This is a genomic window from Psychromonas ossibalaenae ATCC BAA-1528 (assembly GCF_000381745.1).
Lineage (GTDB): Bacteria > Pseudomonadota > Gammaproteobacteria > Enterobacterales > Psychromonadaceae > Psychromonas > Psychromonas ossibalaenae.
On record NZ_KB906989.1, the window covers coordinates 1 to 22,738 of the forward strand.

Here is a 22,738-nt window from a genome sequence, read left to right on the forward strand (position 1 = left end):
CCTGAATTAGTAAAGCAAGAGTTATGGGGGATATTATTAGCGTATAACTTAATACGTTATCAAATGGTATTAATGGCAAAGTCACTCGATGGAATACATCCTAACCAACTAAGCTTTCATGGTGCATCCATGCATATTATCTACGAGTTAACGATGTTGCCATTTTGCTCACCAGGAAATATCCCAAAGCATGTGATGAATATAACAAAAAGTGCGAAACAATTTGTTTTGCCAGCAAGGCGAGAGAGGCGTTCCCCCCGAGAATTGAAATGTTCAAAAAATGGCTACCCGCTTAAAAAAAGAAATGCCGTTCACCTTAAGTGAACGGCATTAAGATAAACTGCCTTTTTATTATACTAATCCCACTAATTTAATGATCTATTTAGGCGTAGGGAAAATGGATGAAAGCAAGGCATTGCTTGCAGTAACTAGTTGCTCTAATTACAAAATCGATAACGAAGCTAGCATTCATTTTAACCAGTATAAATGAATAGATAATTAACGGATTTGGTATTACTTAAAAAATTACGACCATAACGAGGTCGTTATTTTCAGCAGATCCTGACGAACACTGTCATCAATAATAATCGATGGTGAATTAGCATCATTTGTATCACTATTTTCTACAATCAAAACTTTACCGTCTTCACTCAGTGTATGGGTATGGTAAATACCGCGCTTAATATTGTAGGTTTTGTTGATCTCCATATCCCAGCTGATTATGTCTCTTATACCACCCTGCTCATCAAGCTCCGCACAAAATAAGATGCACTTGCCTGATAACAGTATAAATACCTCGTCAGTTTCGTTATGACACTGAAAGTTATCAATTTTATCAGCTTCTAACTCATCAATATAATTGAGCATTGCAACTCGCCATGCCTGAAAATCAACGACGGGAGAATATCCCGCCGCATTAAATTCAGACACCTCTAACAGGTGACTATTCACAGTAACTCCTAAGGTCTGTTCAGCAACATCGTTTCCGGAATAGAAACAGTAACCTGTTTAACACCACCGCTGCGAGAAAATATCTGGCGGCTAAGCATTGGATTAAGCGATAAGGAGTTCAGATGCAGCGATTCATTGTTTTCCAGTTCCACCTCTACCTTAGCGGCCCCTTCCTCCACTGTTTTATAAACAAAAGGAACTTGGCAGTAAGTAAATGCCAGTGTTCCTGCAGTAAGGCTGATACTCTGCTGTTCATTATTAAGGTTAATGAAATCGAATTGATCAGCAGCAGATAAAAACTCTGTTGGTTTAAGCAGAGAAGGTTTGAACTGAATTTGACCATCATCAACCAGTAAACCTAATTCACCAAAGCGGGTCAGAATCTCTTCTTTTACCTGCCCGGTCATGCCAGGCTGCTGAGCACCAGCCTGTTTAGGCGTATGCGAATACGGGTCAGTCGGGAAGGCACCGTAAACATCAGGGGTTTTATTAAAGCCGATACCAGCACGTACTTTGTAATAGTATTCAGCAAGTTTCTGTGTCGCATCAGACTCAGGGTTTAACTGCAATGCTGCAAAATAGTTTTCCTGAACAGCCAGTAATAACTTAGAGACCATATGCCAGTAAATAGAGCCCAGACCTTCATAACCGAACATAGTGCCTGAACGACCAGTAAATGCCTGATGATTAAACACTTCTTCATAGCAGGCAAAAACGTCAGCTAAAGCTCCTGATTCGATATCCTGATAATCCGATTTAACCGCATCTAATACTGTTGATAATACACCTGCATTTTCAAAGTTGGCGTTAAAGTGATAAGCCCCTTGTGCATCCATTTCGATAACGCGGCGATCCTCTTTAGCAAGCATCGCTTTAAGCAGCGGATTAGCCTGTACACGTGCTGCATCGATACTGTTTTTATCTGCAAAACGCGATAAATCACGATCCGGATAAAGCATAAATGTATTCTGATCTGCACGGAACATTTCGCTGGCATATAAGTTATCCAGTAAAGTAACAGCCTGCTCAGGTGATAATACACCGGCAGACAAAACTGCCACCTGACCTTCGAGCATAGGATAAAGCAGATCAACATTTACACTTTCAGGCGTGTAGTTAATAATATTATAGGCATTGTACAGGCCGTCTTTACGCAGGTTAGTTTTAATACTTTGGTCAATTACCTGCAGACTAGCAGCCAGCATCTCTTTAATGAAAATACCGTCAAGACTTGTTTTCCCCGAGAAACCGTTTTCATAAACAGCAGCTCGGTAGTCTGCTGATGCAGCAGCCAATTTACGCAGTACTTGATTTCGTTCTTCACTGCTGATATTTTCCAGCTCAAGCTGCACATTAGCCTGCTGCAGGATTTTCGAAGTACTAACAACCCACTCAGCCAGTTCCGTTGAAAGCTGTACATTACCCGTATTACCTTTTAATAGTTCTTGTAAAAAAGCAACATAACGGCGCATGTAATACAAGGTCACCATAGATAAACCAGTACCAACAATCGCATTATTAGCATCATTCCATTCTGGTCTCTGCGTATTTAACCAGATTCCGCCGTCTACCACTAAGTTACCGAGTTTAGCCAGCAGAGGTACGAGTAGTTTCTCAGTTAAGTTAACCATATAAACATTATTATGCGCATCTAATAATAAGCGCCCGTCACTACCAAACTCATTAACAAGATTCTCGATAAGAGCTTGTTTATCATCATTGAAGATAACGGTATTTTTAGCATCAGCAAATAGTTTTTCAACGCCTTCAATTTCATAGGGAACATTTGCATAACTGAAAATTTCAGCAGTTAATAACTTATTCAGTTCTTGAGGCTGGTATTTCTGAGATAACTCTAAGAATTTAAGAAGGTAAATAATCTGATGATCACCCCAGTAGCCGATATTGCTCCAGGCATCGTCAGCTTCTAACAATTCCCAGTCAACCCCCGCTTTGGTGATACGGTAAGGATTGTAACCATCAACAGTCGATGCATTAACAAACTTAGAAATAAACGACTTAATGAAGTTAGGGTAACTAAGGCCCAGCGCTTCCCAGTTTTGGAAAATATCACGCCAGTTGCCCTGATATGAGAGCAGCCTGTCTCCGTTATCATCTTTCAGTTTAATTTCAAAATGGTTCCATGGACGGCTTGGATCACCATGACGACGGCCGAAGGTTAACGGCAGGTATTCATGACAAAGACGCACAAGCTGCGGATCGTTCTGCTCAGCTGCAAGTGTGATCAGCTCCTGGTAGTCAATACGTTCAGGCAGAGCATCTGTAAATGCACTGCAGTTTTGCGCGACAACTTTATTTGAGCTGGTTAAGGTTTTTACAAAATCCTGCTTTTCTACCCAGTATTGATCAACAACCACGCCGCCGCGCATATTATTAAATAAAACATTTGCGTAGTGATGCACAGTTGTCTCTTCTTCAGCCGTTTTCTGGTAAGCATCACTGCCCGCCATCAGCATAATAAGATCCTGGTGGTTGGCTTCAATCGAGTGTTTAATATTACTCTTAACTGCAATGTTAGCCTGCAGATTTTGCTGCAGCGTCACAATATCACTATGTGTTTTATCAATATCTGCGATTATCTGCCAGCTGCTTTCTTGTCCACCATCAAGCTGACAATTTTTATGAATGAAATATGCGCCTCTTAAACCACGGCGTAAGGTTTCACTGCTGATCTGCTCACCACGACGGAAAGCACCAAGCTGTTCGCTTGACAATAAAATAGACCGGCAGTTTTCTACAACACTAAATACGGTTGTAGCCCGCAGTGACTCAGCCGGATCTGCGCGGTCACTTAACTTGGCATATAAACTGTATGTTGCCAGTGTCGAGTCTGGTAATAATTCATTCCATTTGTAGGCATCAAGTAACGCACTGCTGGTCTGCATCAGAGCAAGCGGCGCATTAGGCGGCAGAATATTTTGAATACCGTCAATAATTTCAAATTCAACAGCCTGCTGAGAATCATTTGTTACTGTCGAACTGCGTACAAAACCGTATTGTTCACTGGTTGCCCATTGGTATTGAAAAGTCAGTCCCAGATCAAAGTTAATTTCTTCAAAAATAATCTTATCGCCGGCAACATTTTTATAAAGGTTGCGCTGAACCTGATAAAGACTGTTATGCTGCAGATTGAACGGTTCCCACTGTTTACCGCCGTTTTCTGTGAGTACTTTAACAATTGTTTTACTACCGGTATTTTCCGCACTCTCATGAATATAATCCACTGATTTATATGGAAACAGTGCATTTTCCGGTCTGACTCTACCCGCAGATAAGCAGCCGCTGGATGAAATAAACAACCAGTGATCACTTGCCGATACAACACTGATAAAAAATGGATTCATCTGATCCGCATTTTTGATCTGGTAGTATTTATCCCCGTCTATGGAAACAAATTTCCCCGATATATGGATCGATGAATTGTTACTATTTTCGTTTGTCATAATTAAACCTAAACCAAGAAAGCGCTTTCTTTTGAAAGCAAAAAAAACAGGTACCTAATACAGATAAACCAGGTGATCTGTGTAAGCACACAAAATTAAAATATAAAATTTACAACTTAAATGTTGTGGCATCGGATGAAGTGATCATCTGCTATTTGAGTGACTTCAGGGAAGCTCTCATTACAGCAGTCTAATGCACGAGGACAACGCGCTGAAAACGGGCAGCCTTTAGTGTCCGGCTTCCACATTGGTATTTCGCCTTTTTTAGCACCCAGCTCTCGACGACCGCTTTGACCTGCTTCCGGTACAGCAGAGAGCAGTAACTGCGTATAAGGATGCTGTGGTGTCTGCGTGACTTTGTCGCTGTTTCCCCACTCAACCATATGCCCGACGTACATAACCGCCGTTTTTTCGGCGAAATATCTTGCCGTTGCAATATCATGGGTAATATACATAAACGAAATACCGTGCTTATCTTTAAGATCGGCCATTAAGTTTAAAATACCTAAACGAACAGATACATCGAGCATCGAGATCGGTTCATCGGCTAAAATAACTTCCGGATCTACTGCTAGTGCGCGTGCAATAGCAACACGCTGTCTTTGCCCGCCGCTAAGCTCATGTGGATATTTTTCAGCCGTTTCAACAGCAGGAAACAACCCCACTAATTCAAGCAGCTCATAGACCAGCTTGTCGATTACTTTTTTATCTGCACGCTTATGAATAAGCAGAGGGCGCGCAATATGATGATAAATCGAATGTACTGGATTAAGTGATCCAAACGGGTCCTGGAAGATCATCTGCACCTGACGTGCATATTCCAACGTACCGTGATCATCAATATACTGCTGCAGCGGTTTTCCTTTAAAGATAATATCGCCGCCGGTTTTTTCATAAATACGTGTTAAAACACGGGCACCGGTACTCTTACCAGAGCCGGATTCACCTACGATTGCCAGTGCTTCACCTTTGCGCAGATCAAATGACACATCATTCACCGCACGCATATAACTGTTTTTACTGCTTGATTGTCCAATCGGAAAATCTTTAATCATATTTCTGACTGAAAGCACTACTTCAGGATTATTTGTCGTATCCATCATTGATTCCTTATAATTTGTGACATGCAGCGTGGTAATCCACATTCAGCTCAGCCAGCAGCGGATCTTCTTTCTTACAGATATCCATACAGTCTGCACAGCGGTCCTGAAAATTACAACCGGTAGGTAAACGCAGCAGATTAACCGGATCGCCTGGTATTCCGTAGAGACGCTCTTTCGGCCCGTGAATAGTCGGAAATGATGCAATCAAACCTTTGGTATAAGGATGAGAGGGCTTGCTGAATACTGTTTTAGCATCACCGATTTCAATCAGATTGCCCGCATACATAACACCAATGCGATCTGCAATTTCCCCCATTAAACTTAAATCATGACTGATAAATAATATTGAAAATCCAAACTTTTCTTTTAAATCATATAATTCATTTAAAATTTCACGCTCTACGACCACATCTAAAGCCGTGGTCGGCTCATCCATAATGATCAGTTTAGGCTCCAGCGCTAATGCAATGGCAATAACAACACGCTGCCTCATGCCGCCGCTAAGTTGATGCGGGAAACTTTTCAGACGATCACCATGAATCCCTACAATACCCAGCAACTCTTTGGCTTTTACAGCTGCTTGTTTAAAACTGATTCTTTTATGGGCTACGATTACATCGGTAAGCTGTTCACCAATAGTAATAACCGGGTTTAATGAATTCATTGCACTTTGAAAAACAATGGAAACATCATTCCAGCGGAAATCACGCAGCTCTTTATCGGACATTTTTAAAACATCACGACCGTTATAAATGATTTCTCCCTCAGATATCAGTGCCGGCGCTTTATGTAAACGTGTTATTGCAAATGCTAAGGTACTTTTGCCGCAGCCCGATTCCCCTGCAATGCCTAATGTTTCACCTGGAGCAATCGTTAAACTAACGTTGTTAACTGCTCTTGCTACACCATTTGCAGAAACGTAATCAACACACAGGTTATTAATTTCTAACAGTGCTTCTTTCATAGTAGACCTCGACGTTTCATTGTTTCTCTATTCATTTTTTTCCATAACTTCATATGCGGACCCGTTTTCAGTTTTGGATTACTGACCTGATCAATCGACATATTGATTAACGCGAGTGCACCGCCCGTTAACGCTAACGCAATTGCAGGAACAAGCATCTCCCACCATGCGCCGGTATATAAAGACGAAGAAACCTGTGCCCAGTAGAGCATTGACCCCCAGCTTACCTCTGTTGCATCACCTAAACCTAAAATCCCCAGACCCGCTTCGGCGCCCATTGCGTAGATTACTGTGCCGAGGAAACCACCAAACACAATGGAGATTAAGTTAGGTAGAATTTCAACTAGAATTATGCGTATTTTCGACTCCCCCATCACTTCCGCAGAAATTATGAATTCTTTGTTTCTAATGGCCATCGTTTGTGAGCGTATTACCCTTGCCCCCCACGGCCAGGAGGTAACACCGAGCAGTACCGTAATCACCATCGAACCAACCTGCCCGAGAAAGGCAGCCAGTACAATCAACAGGGGCAGCTGCGGAAATACCAGGAACACATTTGTGACAAAGTTCATCCACTCATCAATCTTACCGCCTAGATAACCCGATGTAACACCGACTGCAATCGCGATAGTCATTGCGATAATGCCGGCAAAAAGTGCAACAGTGAGGGATTTCCTTGCCCCGTGAAGTACCTGACTATATACATCTCGACCATTTCGCGTTGATCCCAGTACATGCTCAGCATTTGGTGCGACATGCGGCCGGGCAACACGTTTCTCAGGGTTATGTGTCGTCAGTACCGGTGCAAATAAAGCACCAAGAAGAATTACGGTCATTAAAGACACACCAATAATGGCAGGCGGGTTACCGTGAAAAAATGCTTTAGTTTTTATCCATGCAGAGTGACATTTCTTTTTAAACTCGCTTTTATGGCCCGGTACAGGTGCATTTGCATCTGATGTAATTGAGTTATTCATATCTATACCTTATTTAGAAATTCGAGGATCAAGCCACACATAAAGCAGATCGGCTACAAAGTTGGCGGTAAGCACTGCAGAAACAAGAATCAGCAGGATTGCCTGAATAAGCGGATAATCTCGTGCCATAATGCCTTTAAGCAGAATATTTCCCAGGCCCTGATAGTTGAAGACTACCTCGGTCATAATTGACCCTGCGAAAGAGAAACCAATCGCCATCGCAATGGCAGTGGCTACCGGTAAGATTGCATTGCGGCCTGCGTAGCGGTACATCACTCGAAAACTGCTTAATCCTTTTGCTTCAGCCATGGTCACGTAATCTTCACCAAGAACATTGATCATTGCATTACGCATGTTAAATACCCAGGTGGCAATGCCGACCAAAATCATTGAGCCCATCGGTAAAACCGCATGTTTTGCAACACTGCCGATAAATTCCAGAGTAAACCCAGGATCTATTGCCGGGTCATAAGTATATGCAAGCGGTAAAAGTTCCAGCTGTAAGCCGAAAAAGTAAAACAGCAGCAGTGCTGTTACGATATATGGGAAATTACTAATAAAAGCTAAAAACGGCGGGACAAACTGTCCGAAGAATCCTTCGCGCCGGTATGATGAATAAGTTCCGATTGTCACCCCAAGAATTAAAGCGACAATTAATGAGCCTAATGCTAAGAACATAGTCCATGGCAGCGACATACCGACAACGGTTGTAACATCGATAGGAAACATCAACACTGACGGTCCAAGATCAAGAGTGAAAACACTTTGCATGTATGAGAGGTATTGTTCAAAAACATTACCGTCTACAAAACCATACATCTCTCTTACCGCATCCATCTGGGCAGGATCCATTTTACCTTGTGCAGCAGCGAACAACGCATCAATAGGGTCACCGGGCATCATTCTCGGCAGCATAAAGTTAAATGAAATTGCTATCAGGAAAGCAGTGAAATAAAAGCTAAGTCGGCGTAATAAGAAACTCATAATTTTTTCCAATTGTTAAAGAGCCGCAGCGCGGCTCTTTTGATAGAACTAGGTTACTTGAGGTGAAGATTATTGATAATCAAGTTACGCTTGCCGCCGTCATACCAGACAGGCTGAACATAAGGATTTTCCTTGCTCGGCCAGCCGACTAACTTCGCAGTACTGTACTGGAACCAGGTTGCATTTGAGAATAATGGAATAAACGGTAAGTTTGCCGCCGTAAACTCCTGTAGTTCATCTAATATAGCCTGCTGTTTCTGCGCATCATTTGTTAGACCAAAGCTGTCAATCAATGCATCTATTTCTGGAGAATGCACGCCGTGACCTGCATGCCAGCTTTTACCTATCTGTGACGTTGAGAAATATGCCTGATAAGCCTCAATCGGATTTGTCGCAACCATTGACCAGTTAATTGACATTTTGTAATCACTGTCTTTTAATCCGCTGTCATAAACAGCCCAGTCAACAGTTTTAACGTTTGCTTTGATACCAATTTCTTCATAATACTCAGTAACCATCTGTACTACTTGAATCCAGTCGGTCCAGCCGTTTACAACATTGATGTCAAATTCAACTCTTTTGCCGTCTGTCATATCTCTGAATCCGTCTCCATCAAGATCTTTAAGACCTGCAGCATCAAGCAGCTGCTTGGCTTTTTCTGGATTGAATTTAGTAATATCCTTGTACTTTGCGGTTACATCCTTACTGATATAGGGTCCGTAAAGTTCAGCAATACCAGCAGCATTGAAGTTAGCTGTCGGATAACCGTAAGCGGCGATATCAACAATCTCTTCACGATCCAGTGCCATTGACAAGGCTTTACGCACATTCAAATCATCAAAAGGTGCTTCTTTAGTATTTACATAAAGATGAATCGCATCATTAGCCGGATACCAGTAATGATTATTTTTAGGATCAGTGGCCACAAAAGTATTATCAATATCAGCAATAAAGTTAGAGCCCCAGTCAATTTCACCTTTCATTAATGCAGGCTGCACTTGTGAGTTATCGTTGTATGAACGGAATGTTATACAGTCAATATACGGGCGGTTAGGCAGGTAATAATTTGCATTACGACAAAGCTGCATCTGCTGCGGTTTGAGATATTTGATATCAGTCATCGGGCCGCTGCCGACAGGATTTGGATTAGTGAAGGTTGGTAAGTCTTTATCTGCAACTTTACTCCAGATATGCTCAGGTAAGATATGATATTTAGGCAGACCCCAGATAAATGTCGAATCTGCATTGTTCAATTTAAAAACAATTGTCTTAGCATCCGTCGCTGTGACGCTCTGCAGGTTGCCGGTTGTCCAGATCGCTTTCTGGTCAAATGCAGGTGTCGCCTTAGTCATTGTAAAACTGAATGCCACATCTTTGGCCGTTAACGCTTTACCGTCGGACCAGCTCAGGCCGTCACGAAGCTTAACAGTAATGGTTTTCAAATCTTGCGAATATTCAGCAGACTCTGCTAAACGGTATTCAACATTACCGGTCATGTTATTAAAAACCATCAGCGGCTCATACAGCACGCCTTCAAACAGTCCGCCGCTTGTATATGGGTTGAAGTTCTCAACGAAACCAGTATTTATAATAGGAACGGTTAATGTTCCACCCTGTTTAATCTCTTCAGCCATAACACCGTTTGCTGATACCAGCAAGCCGCATACGATCGATGCTAAAATCTTTTTACTACGCATTAAATAGTCCTTTTTAATTTAAGATAACCAGAAGAAAGCGGTTACTTTTCGTCGTATGAACAAATACTGTTCAGTCTCGTAAATTTAAATATCCGGCAAAGAAAGCGCTTTCTTGAGGTGATACTATGCTGCGAAAACCACTGGAGCAACCTGATTTATTAGAAAGCTGTACTTCGATCACACTTACATAATAGTAGCCTATTCTCAGTACCGTCTTTTGTGCTTATTAGTAATTAAAATTAAAGATGAATAATCAATGTGTTAAATAAATTTAATAGGTGTTGCCGATATGGGTAGGAAAGAGGCAGGTAAACTGCACTTCTGATATTGCTAAAAAGCTCCTGAACTTAGGGTTTCAAGAGCTTTTGGCTAGTAAGAATTAAATAACCACAGTCTGAATAGATCTTGCAGGCAGAGAGATATAACAGCCCTTATTTATATTATGCAGCGCATAGATCAAACTTTGTTGTGAATTATTGCACACAACAATGACCTTTTGTCCGTCAGGATTAATAAAGCCGGTTGTTTCGATAACGTCTGTTGTGCTGCACACAGCTATCCGCTTTGCACCTTTCTTTATAAATTTTGAAAAATGACCAAAGTAATAATATGAGGGGTTCAGAATCACTTGATTGTTAACCGTATCTCCAATAATAGGCGCGCTGCATAGGTTATTAACATGATTTGGTCCGCCGCTTTCATCAAGAAAAAGATTCCAGTCACACCAGGCGGATGTATTATGGTTCAAATCATTAATAATTGAGTGTGCGTAACGTTCGCCGACCTTCCAGTCGCCAATATGAGGCCCCGCTTCCTGACAGCCTTCGGTAAACCATATTTTTTTATCCGGATAGACATCATTGATCAACTTCAGATTCTGATAGTTGTCACCCATATACCAGTGAATACCGATACCATAGACATATTTACAGGCGGCTTTATCATCAAACATTTTCTGAGCCCGATCATAGGCTTCTGCGCGATTATGATCCCAGCAGACTAATTTGATATGCCCTAAACCCTGTTTTTCCAAAGTCGGACCAAGATAATCACGAACAAAATCACGCTCTTCTTCCGAAGTATATACACATGAGTCCCATACCTGAGTCGCCGCCGGCTCATTCTGTATTGTCAGGGCAGATATTGTGATTCCCTCAGCCTGCATCGCATTGATATATTTACAATAATAGAGCGCCCATGCCTGACGGTACTGATCTTTTAATTTTCCGCCATTATTCATCTGCCCGTTAGTCTTCATCCATGCAGGAGGACTCCATGGAGAGGAAAAGAGTGTTATTTCTTCTCCAGACAACTGCTTAGCCCATTCAATCATTGGAATAATCTGCAGCTTATCCCGCTCCAGGTTAAAACCTTTCAGTTGTGGATCTTCTATTTCACAACATGCCCAGTTTCCTAAAGAAAAGTCACAACTGTTGATATGGGTTCTGCAGAAGTTATAACCGATCCCTTTGTGCGGATGAAAATATGCTTCCATCATCTGCTTCTGCTTATCAGGACTCATTCTATTAAGGACATCAGCAGCAGACTCGGTAAAAGCACCGCCAAACCCTTCCCACTCCTGAAAAGTCTTTGATTCATCCATATAGATCTTATGCAGTTCACCTGCATCAGTGTAAGTAGTTATATCCTCCTGCTCATAACCTTCGTGCAGATCAACGAGTTCTGTTTCACTCAAAAGTAAATTACTGCCTTTAACTGTCTGGTAAAGTTTCATTATTTCTCCAAGAGTCCAATGCAAAAGTAGAGGCAGTTTAAAGTATCAATTATTCAAAACCACAAAAGAAAGCGCTTACAAAGATCTTCATCACACTTTATATTCATACAAAGCCACACTAAAAATGAGGAAGAAATAATCACCATCGATAAATAACACGATGAAATCGTATGAAATGGCTGTTGGAAACATCGTTTGGGAGCTTTAATACAGGAGGAGTGTTTTATACTAAAGGTGCTGCTAATGTTAGTCTTAAAGCCTTACACTCGGACTAAAAACCGGAAAATGTTCACCTATTTCAGGTGAACATTTCTTTTTTACTCAACGAGAACGATACTATATTTAGCCGTTTCTCATTGCTAAAACAGCCTGTATATTAACTTCCTCAGTATAGCGATTAAAAGCACATTCTTTGCTTTCAATCGCTAATATTGACATCCGGTCAGCTAATTCATTACCTTCAACACCGACATGACCATTCACATGCAGCACTTGAACCTTGTCTTTTAACTGCAGATACAACGCGAACATCTTCTGGATAAGCTTCAGATTTTTGATTTCACCGCCGGACTTTTTCCAGCCGTTCTTCTGCCAGTTAACCGCCCATTGGCTGATACACTTAATAGAATATTGTGAATCACAAAAAATGACCGCTGTTCTGCCTTTACCAATTTCAGCTTCAGCCATCAGCAAAGCCTGATGTAAAGCATTCAGCTCTGCTGTGTTATTGGTCCCCTGCGGGTTATATAAACCATACCACAGCTGATCCAAAACATTATCACGATATACAGCAATACCGGAGCCCGCTTCACCTGGGTTTGGCTCACAGCCCCCGTCGGTGAATATTTTTGTATCCGTTAGCATAGCAGCAATTTCACCTGCTGTATAAGTTTTAACAGCCTGAGAAGATGTTTTTTTCCGAATTCCGGAAGCGCCTGAGGTACGGTTATTATCTGCAGGCGCGCTAAAAGATTTACCATTAAAAGCAGCCTGCGCTTCTACTGATGTTTTAAAGGACTTATATTTTGCACCGTTAAACTTATCCACCTGCTTTCTGCACGATTCCCAGTCAGTAAAAATGCCGGTTTCTCTGCCCTTCCATACTACATAATATTTTTTTGCCATTTTTAACTTCCAAACTCTTCGAGGCACTCAATTCAGACTGCTATTGTAGAAAAGAAACTGCGCCTCTCAAAAAGATAAATCAGCGATATTCAATCGCGACACCGGTTTCCTGTGCAACGCTTTGTAACTGCTCACTACCATCCAAACATAAAGACCAGCTTATACCGCTACCGACAGCAGTGATAACATTAGCGCCACCGATAAGGGTTATTTCGTCAACCTGAGCCTGCAGAGTAATTCTTGCTTCACCGCTCAGCTTGATCATGATTTCACGGTTATTAGCAATGATTTTTCCCTGAGTGAAATTAATCAGCATACCGGTTTCTCTGATTCAGCAGTTATTTCAGCCAGTTTAACAATTACTTCAACAGCTTTGTGCATCGCATCAACACTGACAAATTCATGAATACCGTGAAAATTATAACCCCCGGTAAAAATATTCGGACACGGCAGCCCCATAAATGACAATCGCGCACCATCTGTTCCGCCGCGAATAGGTTTTATATCCGGCTTAATATCACAAGCTATCATAGCCTGCTGTGCATACTCAATAATATGGGCAAACGGTTCAACTTTTTCACGCATATTACGATAACTTTCAGTGACTGTTATCTCAACAGAGCCTTTATCCTGAGCCTTGTTAATATCAGAAGCCAATCCCTTAATGAATTCAATACGTGACAGCTGCTGCTGCGCATCAAAATCACGAATAATATAGTTTAGTTCAGTTTTAGCGACAGACGCTTTCATATCCGTTAAGTGGAAAAAACCCTGATAAGCCTCTGTTGCTTCCGGCGTCTGCTCAGCCGGCATTTTTGAAATAAACTCAGCGGCAATAGTCATTGAATTAACCATTTTATTTTTTGCCGTTCCTGGATGTACATTCACCCCATTGCAGGTCACAACCGCAGATGATGCATTAAAGTTTTCATATTCCAGCTCACCAAGCGGCCCGCCGTCAATCGTATAGGCCCACTCAGCACCAAATTTTTCAACATCAAACAGATCCGCGCCCCGGCCGATCTCTTCATCCGGCGTAAAACCAATACATATATCACCATGCTTGATTTCAGGTCTCTGAATTAAGGTCACCACAGCAGTAATAATCTCAGCAATACCGGCTTTATTATCCGCTCCTAGCAGAGTTGTACCGTCCGTTGTTATCAGAGTCTGGCCGTGCAGTTCATTAAGATCGGGAAACTGCTCCGGCGACAGAACATGCCCGCTAGTACCTAAAACTATATCCCCGCCCTGATAATGCTCAACAACCTGCACCTGAACATTTTCTCCCGAAGCATCAGGTGCGGTATCCATATGTGCAATAAAACCAATAGCAGGAACATCATAATCAATATTCGCCGGCAGTTTTGCCATTAAATAGCCCTTATCATCAAGCACAACATCACTAAGCCCAAGGGTGATTAATTCCTGCTTCAGCATTTCAGCAAGCTTGAACTGCCCGCGGCTGCTTGGGCAGTCTGCAGATGTATGATCGGACTGAGTATCAACAGAAACATAATTAAGGAAACGCTGAATAAGATTTTGCATGGGAGAGGTTCTTCTATTAATTGAGTGATATTCATTTTTGCTTATATTACAGATAATTATATTGCGGTAAATCAGGTTAAGCGGTGTTTAAAGGCAGCCGTTCAAACTCTGTGCACTGTATTTTTATACCTTAACCGCTAGTTTAAACTCACTGCGGTAAGCGCGTGGAGTAAGGTTTTTATATAACTTAAACTGACGGTTGAAATTAGCCTGATTTCGATAGCCAACTTTTTCAGCAATTAAACTAACCGCAAAGTTTGATGATGTAAGCAACTCCGCAGCATGGTTTAACCTCAATTTTTTCAGGTACGTTCCAAAGTTCTCGCTAAAATGCTGTTCAAAAATTCGATGAATAGTACTTTCACTGCTGTACATAAACTCCGCAAGATCGCTGAGTCTGATAGGGTTATGAAAGTTATCTTCGATGTAACAACAGATTTTTTCTATTTTTTCTTTCTCAGTTTTATCCAGCTTGTTTTTTGGGGCAGCCGAAAAAGACAATAAGCTTTTACAGTTTTTGTCATTACACAGCGTATCCAGTACCTGCAGTAATATTGTTAACTGGCCGATAGCAGAAATATTCAACATTTTATCTGCTAATTCAAATACCTTTTCCGCCGTTGCAGCAGAAAATAAAAGCCCTTTTTGAGCACGTTTTAATAACGCATCCAGTTTTCTCAGCTCCACACAATTGAACATCATATCTTCAATCCAGCGGCGCTTGAACCAGAAAACATGTGTTTCACAGTGCTTCCCGGTATTTCCTATTGAGTTGAACGTATGCGCTATATCCGGAGCAATCAGGAGCAGGTGATTATGTTCAATATTACCCTGATAATGGCCGATAAAGACCTGACCGGTAAAGTGGCGATGCAGCACCAGCTCAAACTCCTGATGAAAATGCCAGTCGCAGGGTTTATCCGACTCGGTGATCTTTTTATAACGCCAGGACATACCTAACCGCTGCGGCACTTTTTCAATTGTTGCTTTCATTTTTCAGTCCCGATTTCAGCCTTCCCAGCATGCTTGAATAGTATTGGTTAATACCCTAATAGTACTTAAAGATACAGATATTGAAAAGCAATGACGGAATAGTATTTATATTGTGCAGAATACTATTAGTTAACTCTGCACTTATGGTTACAGTCAAGGCATCAACAACACCAAGGAGAAATTGATGAAATCATTAAGCACTTATATTAAGCGTCATATCACACAAAACCGCAGAAACTGCCTGCTGCTGGTCATAAAAACATATGGAGTCAACTACCCGGGCTTATGGCGATCATTCGGGTACAGTTCAGTACAGGACTATGAAAAAGATGTAACTCAACAACTGCATACAGATCTAATAAGGGAGAATAAGTGAATCAAATAACAGTAAAAAGTGCCGGTGGTTAATTATTTTTACGATTAGACTCCAATAACAGCACTGATTATTAATTTGTTTGTGGTTTTTAATGGTTATTTACATCTGCCTGTTTACAGATAGGCAGGCCTACACTTCCCTGTGCATAATTCATAAGAGACTACGAAGTAAGGGCAATTTTTCGGGGGGTAAGATGATGGTAATGAAGCCAGTCATCAATATTATCGGCACTCAGAAATATATTAAGATCATCATATTCTGCGTCTGTAATTATTACTGAGTAAGATGCCAGCCCGACAATCATGACCTCATCCAGTTTTATTCCTGCTGTTACATTAGGACAGTTACCACAGGATATACGACACACTCTTTTTATCTCACAGCCGGCAGCTTTTTTTAAATCTGCTATCAGCCCCTTTGAAGACAACTCTTTATAGCTAAACACTCTGCTGTGTAACGGTTTTTTCACAATAAACCTCCATACAAAAGATAATTTATACTAAAACTCCGTAGTAATTAAAGCTCTTATTGCGGATATTTGCTACAATTTTTGCAATTATTTTTACAAAAAAAGTACATTTCCATATCAAATAGTTTAGTAAAAGTGTTTTTCAAGTATCCGGATTACAGAATTGTATTTTCCCGCTCAGCCTGAGCCGCAAAATATCCATTCTATTTATAATAAATTTGATAACAAAAATAATAACAACAATGATAACTTCATCACTGCCGTGTATATTAATAAGTAATACCTGTTTGTTTAAATTATTTAAGGAATACCTATGGATTTTATTGTGGTCCCCCTGAGCATATTTTTAATTTTTGTCGCGCCACTGTGGCTGATCTTGCAGTACCGCAGCCGCAAACAGACCAATAAAGGTTTATCAGAGAAAGATCAGGAGCACCTGCAGGCGCTAATTAATCGTACAGAACAGATGCAGAAGCGCATTAAAGCGTTAGAGCAGATCCTGGATAATGAAGCGCCGCAGTGGAGAGAAAAATGAGCAGAAAAAAACTCTATCGCGATCCTAAAAACGCTAAATTAGGCGGTGTTTGTGCAGGAATAGCAGAATACTTTTCCGTTGAAATCTGGCTGGTACGGCTTATTGTCGTATCCGCATTCTTATTCTCGGCTGGATTACTGGTCATTATCGCTTATATCGCGGCTTATTTTATATCAAATAAAATGCCGGAAAAACGTGAATGGCGCCAAAGTATTTATCAGGCACACAATATTAAGAAGAAATCATGGCAGGCAGGCCGATCAGCTGAGCAGATATTAGAAAATGTAAGTCGTGAATTTGAAGATATGGACAAGAACATTCAGCAGATGGAGGCTTACGTTACCTCTTTTGACTTTAAAATGAATCGTGAATTTACAAAAAAACAATAATCTATTACCCGTAGGCCGGCATCTGCATAATCACAAATGCCGGTATAAAAGATCCAGCAGCTCACAACTATTTATTGTTTGATGCCATATCTGTCTAAAATTTCGTTAAATTTTCCATTACTTTTAATGGTGGCCAGGCCTTTATTAAAAGCGTCAGTCAACTCAGCCGCTCTTGGATTTGCCTTGCCCGAAGTGACATGTAAGGGATTAACTGAAAGCGCGCTGCTGGTGAATGAGAAATCTGCGACATTCAAACCTTTTGCAGTTATCGATGATTTAGCAACCAGCTCATCTTCAAGAGTAAGATCGATGCGTCCTGCTTTTAGTTTCTTAAGGTTAGCAATCAGATCATTGGCTTCAGGACGTGAAAAGTTATCGGCATTTAGAAATGCATCACCATAACCATAGCCCCTGACAATACCTATTTTTTTGCCGTCCAGACTGGACATACCGTCAAATTCAAAACTGTCATCTGCCTTTTTAATAAACTTAAGACTGTTTTCAAGATAGCTGTCGCTATAGGTTAAATAGTTCGTCCTCTCCTGAGTGAACCAGGTCGCAGGAAGAATATCAACACGCCCCTCTTTCACTTCATTAAGCGCTCTTGACCAGGGCATTATTTTGAAGTTTACCTGGTAGCCCTGACTGGCAAATGCAGCAGTGACAATATCAATCGATATTCCCTGATTGTTAACAGCACCTTTCATGACAAAAGGAGGCCATGGATCCTGTGCGGCTGTAACGCTGCTCCCCCAGGCGATAGTCGAGCTTAACAGTGCTGCGATAAAGACCAGAATATATTTCATATTAAACCTCTTTAATTTAATGTTAAGTACGGAACTTCGACATTTGATTGACAATATTATTGCTTAGCTTGAGCACTTCATCTGTCCGCTGCGCATTTTTAGCTGCTCCGTCGGATACCATATTAGATGCTTCAGAGGCTTCAACAATTGCCTGACTTATTTCTTCCACAGCCCGTTTCTGCTCTTCGGTTGCTTGAGAAATCTGACTGCTTTTATCGGATATATGCTCGATTAAACCACTGACTTCACTGACTGAAGACTGAGATTCACTGACTCTTTCGGCTGTTTTTTCTAACAGCTTAGCAATACGGGTAAGCTCTGCTTCTACGGACTTCGTCGCACTATCAAGAGAAGATATATTTTTTTGAATCTGCTCAGTAGACTCCCCGGTTTTTACCGCTAAATTCCGAACTTCATCGGCAACCACGGCAAAACCTCTGCCCTGCTCACCGGCACGCGCCGCTTCAATAGCTGCATTCAATGCTAACAAGTTGGTCTGCCCGGAAATATCGTTAATCACATTAAGAACCGTTGAAATCTTTTCACCTTCATTAACCAGTTTGTGCATTTCGGTGTTTACATGATTCATCTCTTCGCGCATATTAATGATTTCCTGCGCAGAATTTTCTATTGCAACATACACTTCACCGGCAAGCAAAGTCGCGGTGGACGCTTCATCCGCAGTTTGCCCGGCAGTATCAGTCACGGTTCCAACTGAATGGTTAAGTTCTGTAGCAGCCGCTGCAACAGTGCTAAGCTGATGCTTCTGCTGACTTAATCGATCTGCACTGGCCCGTGCCATTTCACCACTGGCACTGGCTCTGTCTTCAAGCTGTCCCGATGACTCAGTGACTTCGAGCACAATAATGCGCAATGAAGCGGTAAATTCGTTGATACCTTCTGTTATTTCATGAAACTCTTTTAATTTAGCGGCTGGAATTTTATTCGACAAATCACCTTCACCCGATGCAAGATTTTGAATTCTTTCCGTCAGCTGGGTTAACGGCCTTAATACTGCAAATGCCAGCACCGCGATAATAAGCAGAGAAATAATAATGTCTAATATCAGCAGTTCAATAACACTACGGTATAAAGATGCGCTTAATTTAGCTTCTAAAGAAGTAGTCTCAAAATAAACAATCACTTTTCCGACATCATTTTTTTCTTCATCTTCAATAAAAACCAGCGCTTCTGTGACTGAATTTTCTTCCGGGAAGAGTGAATTATCCGCAACGTCAACAGCAAGTTCATCTGCATTATCTGCATTAGGCATCAGAAACAATACATCTGCATCTTGATTATCAATAATTTTAATTGCTGTAACCTCAGGCAATTTAAGCTCAGCAGAAATGGCTAAACGAGCAGTATCTAAATCAAAATCCCATATTGCCCGAGGAAGGCTGACGGTCAGTCGACTTGCCGTATTTTCAATATCCACGTCCAGGCTGCTGTACAGGTCCTGTTTAAAGTCGTTATATTTAAGATAGGATGAAAGCAGTAAAACAACCGTAACTGCGACGACAACCTGTACGACAAAAATAGCTTTAATACTTTTCACAATAATTTCCTTTTGTAAATAAGCGCAAAAAAGGCTAGTTCCTAGACTTAAACGTAGTTATTAATATGAATTTTATCAATGTTGGTAGAGCCCTCAATTCAGTGATATTTACTTGACCCAAAACAATAAAAAGTAGCAATGATCGCAATAAAAAAGCAAAATGAATCCGGCCTGCAGCAGTAACAGCAGCATCATATGAATTTACCGCTATCGAAGCGTATCAATCAGCAATGGAGCCCTAAATGGCCAACATACTTTTACTCGCTAATCTCAATTGTGATCGTGTCCTGCAGTTAGATAAACCACTAACAACCGGCGGCCGCCATCACTACCGCGATATGGGGCGTCGTTTAGGCGGAGGCGGCGCTAATACAGGATTAGGCCTGGTTTTTGCGGGACATCATGTTTCCCTAGTCAGTCAGATAGGCAATGACAAAACCGCAGACTGGTTATTAGCAGAAGCAAGTCTGAACGGCCTTGACTGTCATCTGTTACAGCGCAATGATCTGCTCACACCGGAACTGCTCCTGCTGATGACTCCCGGCGGAGAAAGAACGATTATCCGCCCGCAGCGTCCTCTTTTTACATTGGGTCAGGCACCGGATTTCTCACTCTGGAATGCCTTATATATCAACTCTTCAGCAGTCGGCGCTGAAACCTGGGCTGAATCAGCGCTTGAACATACCCTAGTCGTAGCGCAGTTAAGTAAAGACGAACGCCCCCGCCCCTGTCATATATTAATATCTTCTAAATCAGATATGGCAGGACGCAGCTCAGACTGGGAAAATAATGCCGCAATATGGCAGTATGGTCAGCAGATTGCCGGCACCGCATTACGCTATTTTATTATTACCGATGGTGAGAATGGTGCAGTCGCCTATCAGCAGGACTCGCAGTTACATACTGCAGCAGTGCCCGCTGAAGTTGTCGACACCACGGGTGCAGGCGATGCATTTGCTTCTGGTTTAATCAACGGTCTTGCTGACGGGCAGGATATATCACAAGCAATGAAACAAGGTGCCTACTGGGCATCTATTGCAGTAGCCACCGACAGCTCGATTCCAGGTGAAGCACTGCAGAATTTTTTAAAAGCACTCTGAGCCCTTCGCAAAATGTGCGTCCCTTCCTATTTAACAGCAAAATTAGATGTTAACTAGTCGTTGACTTGGACGTCCAGACGGCTTAGTATCATCACATTACTTACTTAGACGTCCAGACGGCTTCGTAACTTTTCATTGTTTACGCTAAATCATCTGCTTTCTGTACGATGCAGACAGAAAAATCATGTCATTGTTAGCAAACTCAGGAAATTTGATGATAGAAATAAAAGAAGTTAATAAGGTATTTTATCAGGGAGAGCGTGTTATTAATGCGCTCAGTGATATCAACCTTACCATTGCCCAGGGAACCATCTTCGGTGTTATCGGATCCAGTGGAGCAGGAAAAAGTACCCTGATACGCTGCGTTAATTTACTGGAGCGCCCGAGCAGCGGTAGTATCGTTGTTGATGGCATTGATTTAACAGAACTTTCTAGCCAGGAGTTAACATTAAACCGCCGTAAGATCGGCATGATATTCCAACACTTTAACCTGCTGTCGTCACGCACAGTGTTTAACAATGTCGCTCTGCCTTTAGAACTGGCAGGCACGGCTAAAAATGAAATAAAAAGCAAAGTTGACGGGTTATTAGAGCTGGTCGGGTTAAGTGATAAAAGTGATACCTACCCGGCAAACTTAAGCGGCGGGCAAAAACAGCGTGTTGCCATTGCCCGGGCACTCGCTTCTGATCCGAAAGTATTGTTGTGCGATGAAGCCACCAGTGCGCTGGATCCGGCTACCACACAGTCTATTCTAGAGCTGCTTCGCAAAATTAATCAGGAATTGAACTTAACCATTTTATTAATTACCCATGAAATGGCGGTGGTTAAAGGTATCTGTTCTGAAGTTGCTATTATCGGCGATGGCAAGTTAGTTGAACAGGGTCAGGTCGGTGATATTTTTGCTCACCCGAAAACCGAACTTGCACGTCAGTTTATACGCTCGACTCTGGATCTTACGATACCGGAGGATTACCGCTCACGTATGCAGACACAGCGCAGCAGCGGCAGTTATCCCCTGGTACGTTTAGAGTTTACCGGTGCATCCGTAGATGCCCCGCTAATCAGTCAGGTTGCACGACAGTTTAATATCGATATCAGCATTCTCAGCTCCAATATGGATTATGTCGGCGGTGTTAAATTCGGTCTGATGTTAGCGGAGTTTTTCGGAACAGAACAGTCGGCAGAGCAGGCAGTCGCTTTTCTGCATGAGCATAAAGTAGAAGTAGAGGTATTAGGTTATGTCGCTTGATTCAGTAATTAACTGGTGGGTCGATAATGAGCGCCTGGTGTATTTATTAATTGATGCACTTGGACAGACTTTAAGCATGGTTTTCTCTTCGGGTTTTATCGGCTTTGCATTAGGTATTCCATTAGGTGTTTTATTACATCTGAGTAAAAAGAATGGTTTATTAGAAAATCATGTTTTAAACAAATCTCTGGGTATCATAGTTAATATCGGACGCTCAATTCCGTTCATTATTCTGCTGGTTGCAATCATCCCGTTTACACGTTTTGTAGTGGGGACTTCAATCGGTACAGCAGCAGCAGTTGTGCCGCTGACCATAGGTGCAATTCCATTTATAGCCCGTCTGGTTGAGGGGGCATTATTAGAAGTCCCGTCTGGTCTGGTAGAAGCAGCACAGGCAATGGGGGCCAAACCGCAGCAGATCATTACTAAAGTGCTGCTTCCTGAAGCACTGCCCGGCATTATTAATGCGGTCACCATTACCTTAGTAACCTTAGTGGGTTATTCAGCAATGGCCGGCACCGTGGGCGGAGGCGGGCTAGGAGATGTCGGTATCCGTTATGGTTATCAGCGTTTTGACGGAACCGTCATGTTTATTACTGTGGTTATCCTGGTAATTCTTGTACAAATAATTCAATCACTTGGTGATCATCTCGTTAAACGTGTTGATCATCGTTAAACCATTTTATTAAAACTAAAAAAATCAGGGCTTACCTTG

Annotated in this window: 21 protein-coding genes and 1 pseudogene; 7 read left to right on the plus strand and 15 right to left on the minus strand. The window is 41.8% G+C overall.

The window, feature by feature from the left end; all coding sequences use genetic code 11:
• Window positions 1-324, plus strand: a pseudogene (locus tag G327_RS27190) (IS4 family transposase); the annotation flags it as partial.
• 201 nt (window positions 325-525) lie between these two features.
• Here G327_RS27190 and G327_RS0112105 read toward each other — a convergent pair.
• The 12 genes from G327_RS0112105 to G327_RS0112160 all read right to left on the minus strand — a co-directional run bounded on the left by G327_RS0112105 (window position 526) and on the right by G327_RS0112160 (window position 15,541).
• Complete coding sequence (locus G327_RS0112105) at window positions 526-951, minus strand: hypothetical protein (RefSeq protein WP_019615045.1); 426 nt, start codon at window positions 949-951, stop codon at window positions 526-528.
• A gap of 8 nt (window positions 952-959) precedes the next feature.
• The gene (locus G327_RS0112110) at window positions 960-4,415 is read right to left on the minus strand and encodes a hypothetical protein (protein ID WP_019615046.1); all 3,456 of its coding nucleotides are present in this window, start codon (window positions 4,413-4,415) and stop codon (window positions 960-962) included.
• Window positions 4,416-4,531: 116 nt separating this feature from the next.
• On the minus strand, window positions 4,532-5,515 hold the full coding sequence (locus tag G327_RS0112115; RefSeq protein ID WP_019615047.1) for an ABC transporter ATP-binding protein: 984 nt from the start codon (window positions 5,513-5,515) through the stop codon (window positions 4,532-4,534).
• A 10-nt stretch (window positions 5,516-5,525) separates the two neighbouring features.
• Window positions 5,526-6,482, minus strand: a complete 957-nt coding sequence (locus G327_RS0112120; protein WP_019615048.1) for an ABC transporter ATP-binding protein — start codon at window positions 6,480-6,482, stop codon at window positions 5,526-5,528.
• Window positions 6,479-7,459 carry an ABC transporter permease gene (locus tag G327_RS0112125; RefSeq protein WP_019615049.1) on the minus strand — a complete coding sequence of 327 codons (981 nt, stop codon included), beginning with the start codon at window positions 7,457-7,459 and terminating at the stop codon, window positions 6,479-6,481. The genes G327_RS0112120 and G327_RS0112125 overlap by 4 nt, the downstream gene beginning before the upstream one ends.
• Before the next feature lie 9 nt (window positions 7,460-7,468).
• Window positions 7,469-8,443, minus strand: coding sequence for an ABC transporter permease (locus tag G327_RS0112130; protein ID WP_019615050.1), 975 nt, complete (start codon window positions 8,441-8,443; stop codon window positions 7,469-7,471).
• Window positions 8,444-8,496: 53 nt separating this feature from the next.
• The gene (locus tag G327_RS0112135) at window positions 8,497-10,140 is read right to left on the minus strand and encodes an ABC transporter substrate-binding protein (protein WP_019615051.1); all 1,644 of its coding nucleotides are present in this window, start codon (window positions 10,138-10,140) and stop codon (window positions 8,497-8,499) included.
• A gap of 379 nt (window positions 10,141-10,519) precedes the next feature.
• Window positions 10,520-11,875, minus strand: a complete 1,356-nt coding sequence (locus G327_RS0112140; protein ID WP_019615052.1) for a glycoside hydrolase family 30 protein — start codon at window positions 11,873-11,875, stop codon at window positions 10,520-10,522.
• A gap of 342 nt (window positions 11,876-12,217) precedes the next feature.
• Window positions 12,218-13,000: a ribonuclease H family protein gene (locus tag G327_RS0112145; protein WP_019615053.1), complete on the minus strand. Its 783-nt coding sequence runs from the start codon at window positions 12,998-13,000 to the stop codon at window positions 12,218-12,220.
• Window positions 13,001-13,079: 79 nt separating this feature from the next.
• Window positions 13,080-13,316: a DUF3389 domain-containing protein gene (locus tag G327_RS0112150; protein ID WP_019615054.1), complete on the minus strand. Its 237-nt coding sequence runs from the start codon at window positions 13,314-13,316 to the stop codon at window positions 13,080-13,082.
• A complete protein-coding gene (pepT, locus tag G327_RS0112155; RefSeq protein WP_019615055.1) occupies window positions 13,310-14,548 on the minus strand; it encodes a peptidase T in 1,239 nt (412 codons plus the stop codon). The genes G327_RS0112150 and pepT overlap by 7 nt, the downstream gene beginning before the upstream one ends.
• Before the next feature lie 123 nt (window positions 14,549-14,671).
• Window positions 14,672-15,541 carry an AraC family transcriptional regulator gene (locus G327_RS0112160; RefSeq protein ID WP_019615056.1) on the minus strand — a complete coding sequence of 290 codons (870 nt, stop codon included), beginning with the start codon at window positions 15,539-15,541 and terminating at the stop codon, window positions 14,672-14,674.
• A gap of 184 nt (window positions 15,542-15,725) precedes the next feature.
• Between G327_RS0112160 and G327_RS0112165 the strand changes: the two genes are divergently transcribed.
• Window positions 15,726-15,917, plus strand: a complete 192-nt coding sequence (locus G327_RS0112165; RefSeq protein ID WP_019615057.1) for a hypothetical protein — start codon at window positions 15,726-15,728, stop codon at window positions 15,915-15,917.
• A gap of 160 nt (window positions 15,918-16,077) precedes the next feature.
• Here the strand turns inward: G327_RS0112165 and G327_RS0112170 are convergent, their stop codons facing one another.
• A complete protein-coding gene (locus G327_RS0112170) occupies window positions 16,078-16,386 on the minus strand; it encodes a hypothetical protein (protein WP_019615058.1) in 309 nt (102 codons plus the stop codon).
• Between the two features lie 313 nt (window positions 16,387-16,699).
• Between G327_RS0112170 and pspB the strand changes: the two genes are divergently transcribed.
• Window positions 16,700-16,921 (plus strand): envelope stress response membrane protein PspB, encoded by a 222-nt coding sequence (gene pspB, locus G327_RS0112175; RefSeq protein WP_019615059.1) that lies wholly within the window; start codon window positions 16,700-16,702, stop codon window positions 16,919-16,921.
• Window positions 16,918-17,310 (plus strand): envelope stress response membrane protein PspC, encoded by a 393-nt coding sequence (gene pspC / locus G327_RS0112180; protein ID WP_019615060.1) that lies wholly within the window; start codon window positions 16,918-16,920, stop codon window positions 17,308-17,310. Before pspB ends, pspC begins: the two co-directional genes overlap by 4 nt.
• A gap of 71 nt (window positions 17,311-17,381) precedes the next feature.
• Here the strand turns inward: pspC and G327_RS0112185 are convergent, their stop codons facing one another.
• Together G327_RS0112185 and G327_RS0112190 are read right to left on the minus strand one after the other, a co-directional pair.
• Window positions 17,382-18,116 carry a transporter substrate-binding domain-containing protein gene (locus tag G327_RS0112185; RefSeq protein ID WP_019615061.1) on the minus strand — a complete coding sequence of 245 codons (735 nt, stop codon included), beginning with the start codon at window positions 18,114-18,116 and terminating at the stop codon, window positions 17,382-17,384.
• Window positions 18,117-18,138: 22 nt separating this feature from the next.
• Window positions 18,139-19,674 carry a methyl-accepting chemotaxis protein gene (locus tag G327_RS0112190; RefSeq protein WP_019615062.1) on the minus strand — a complete coding sequence of 512 codons (1,536 nt, stop codon included), beginning with the start codon at window positions 19,672-19,674 and terminating at the stop codon, window positions 18,139-18,141.
• Between the two features lie 242 nt (window positions 19,675-19,916).
• Here G327_RS0112190 and G327_RS0112195 point away from each other — a divergent pair, with 242 nt between their 5' ends.
• The 3 genes from G327_RS0112195 to G327_RS0112205 all read left to right on the plus strand — a co-directional run bounded on the left by G327_RS0112195 (window position 19,917) and on the right by G327_RS0112205 (window position 22,699).
• Window positions 19,917-20,774, plus strand: a complete 858-nt coding sequence (locus tag G327_RS0112195) for a PfkB family carbohydrate kinase (protein WP_019615063.1) — start codon at window positions 19,917-19,919, stop codon at window positions 20,772-20,774.
• Between the two features lie 214 nt (window positions 20,775-20,988).
• The gene (metN, locus tag G327_RS0112200; protein WP_019615064.1) at window positions 20,989-22,023 is read left to right on the plus strand and encodes a methionine ABC transporter ATP-binding protein MetN; all 1,035 of its coding nucleotides are present in this window, start codon (window positions 20,989-20,991) and stop codon (window positions 22,021-22,023) included.
• A complete protein-coding gene (locus G327_RS0112205) occupies window positions 22,013-22,699 on the plus strand; it encodes a methionine ABC transporter permease (protein WP_019615065.1) in 687 nt (228 codons plus the stop codon). The genes metN and G327_RS0112205 overlap by 11 nt, the downstream gene beginning before the upstream one ends.
• Window positions 22,700-22,738 lie beyond the last annotated feature (39 nt).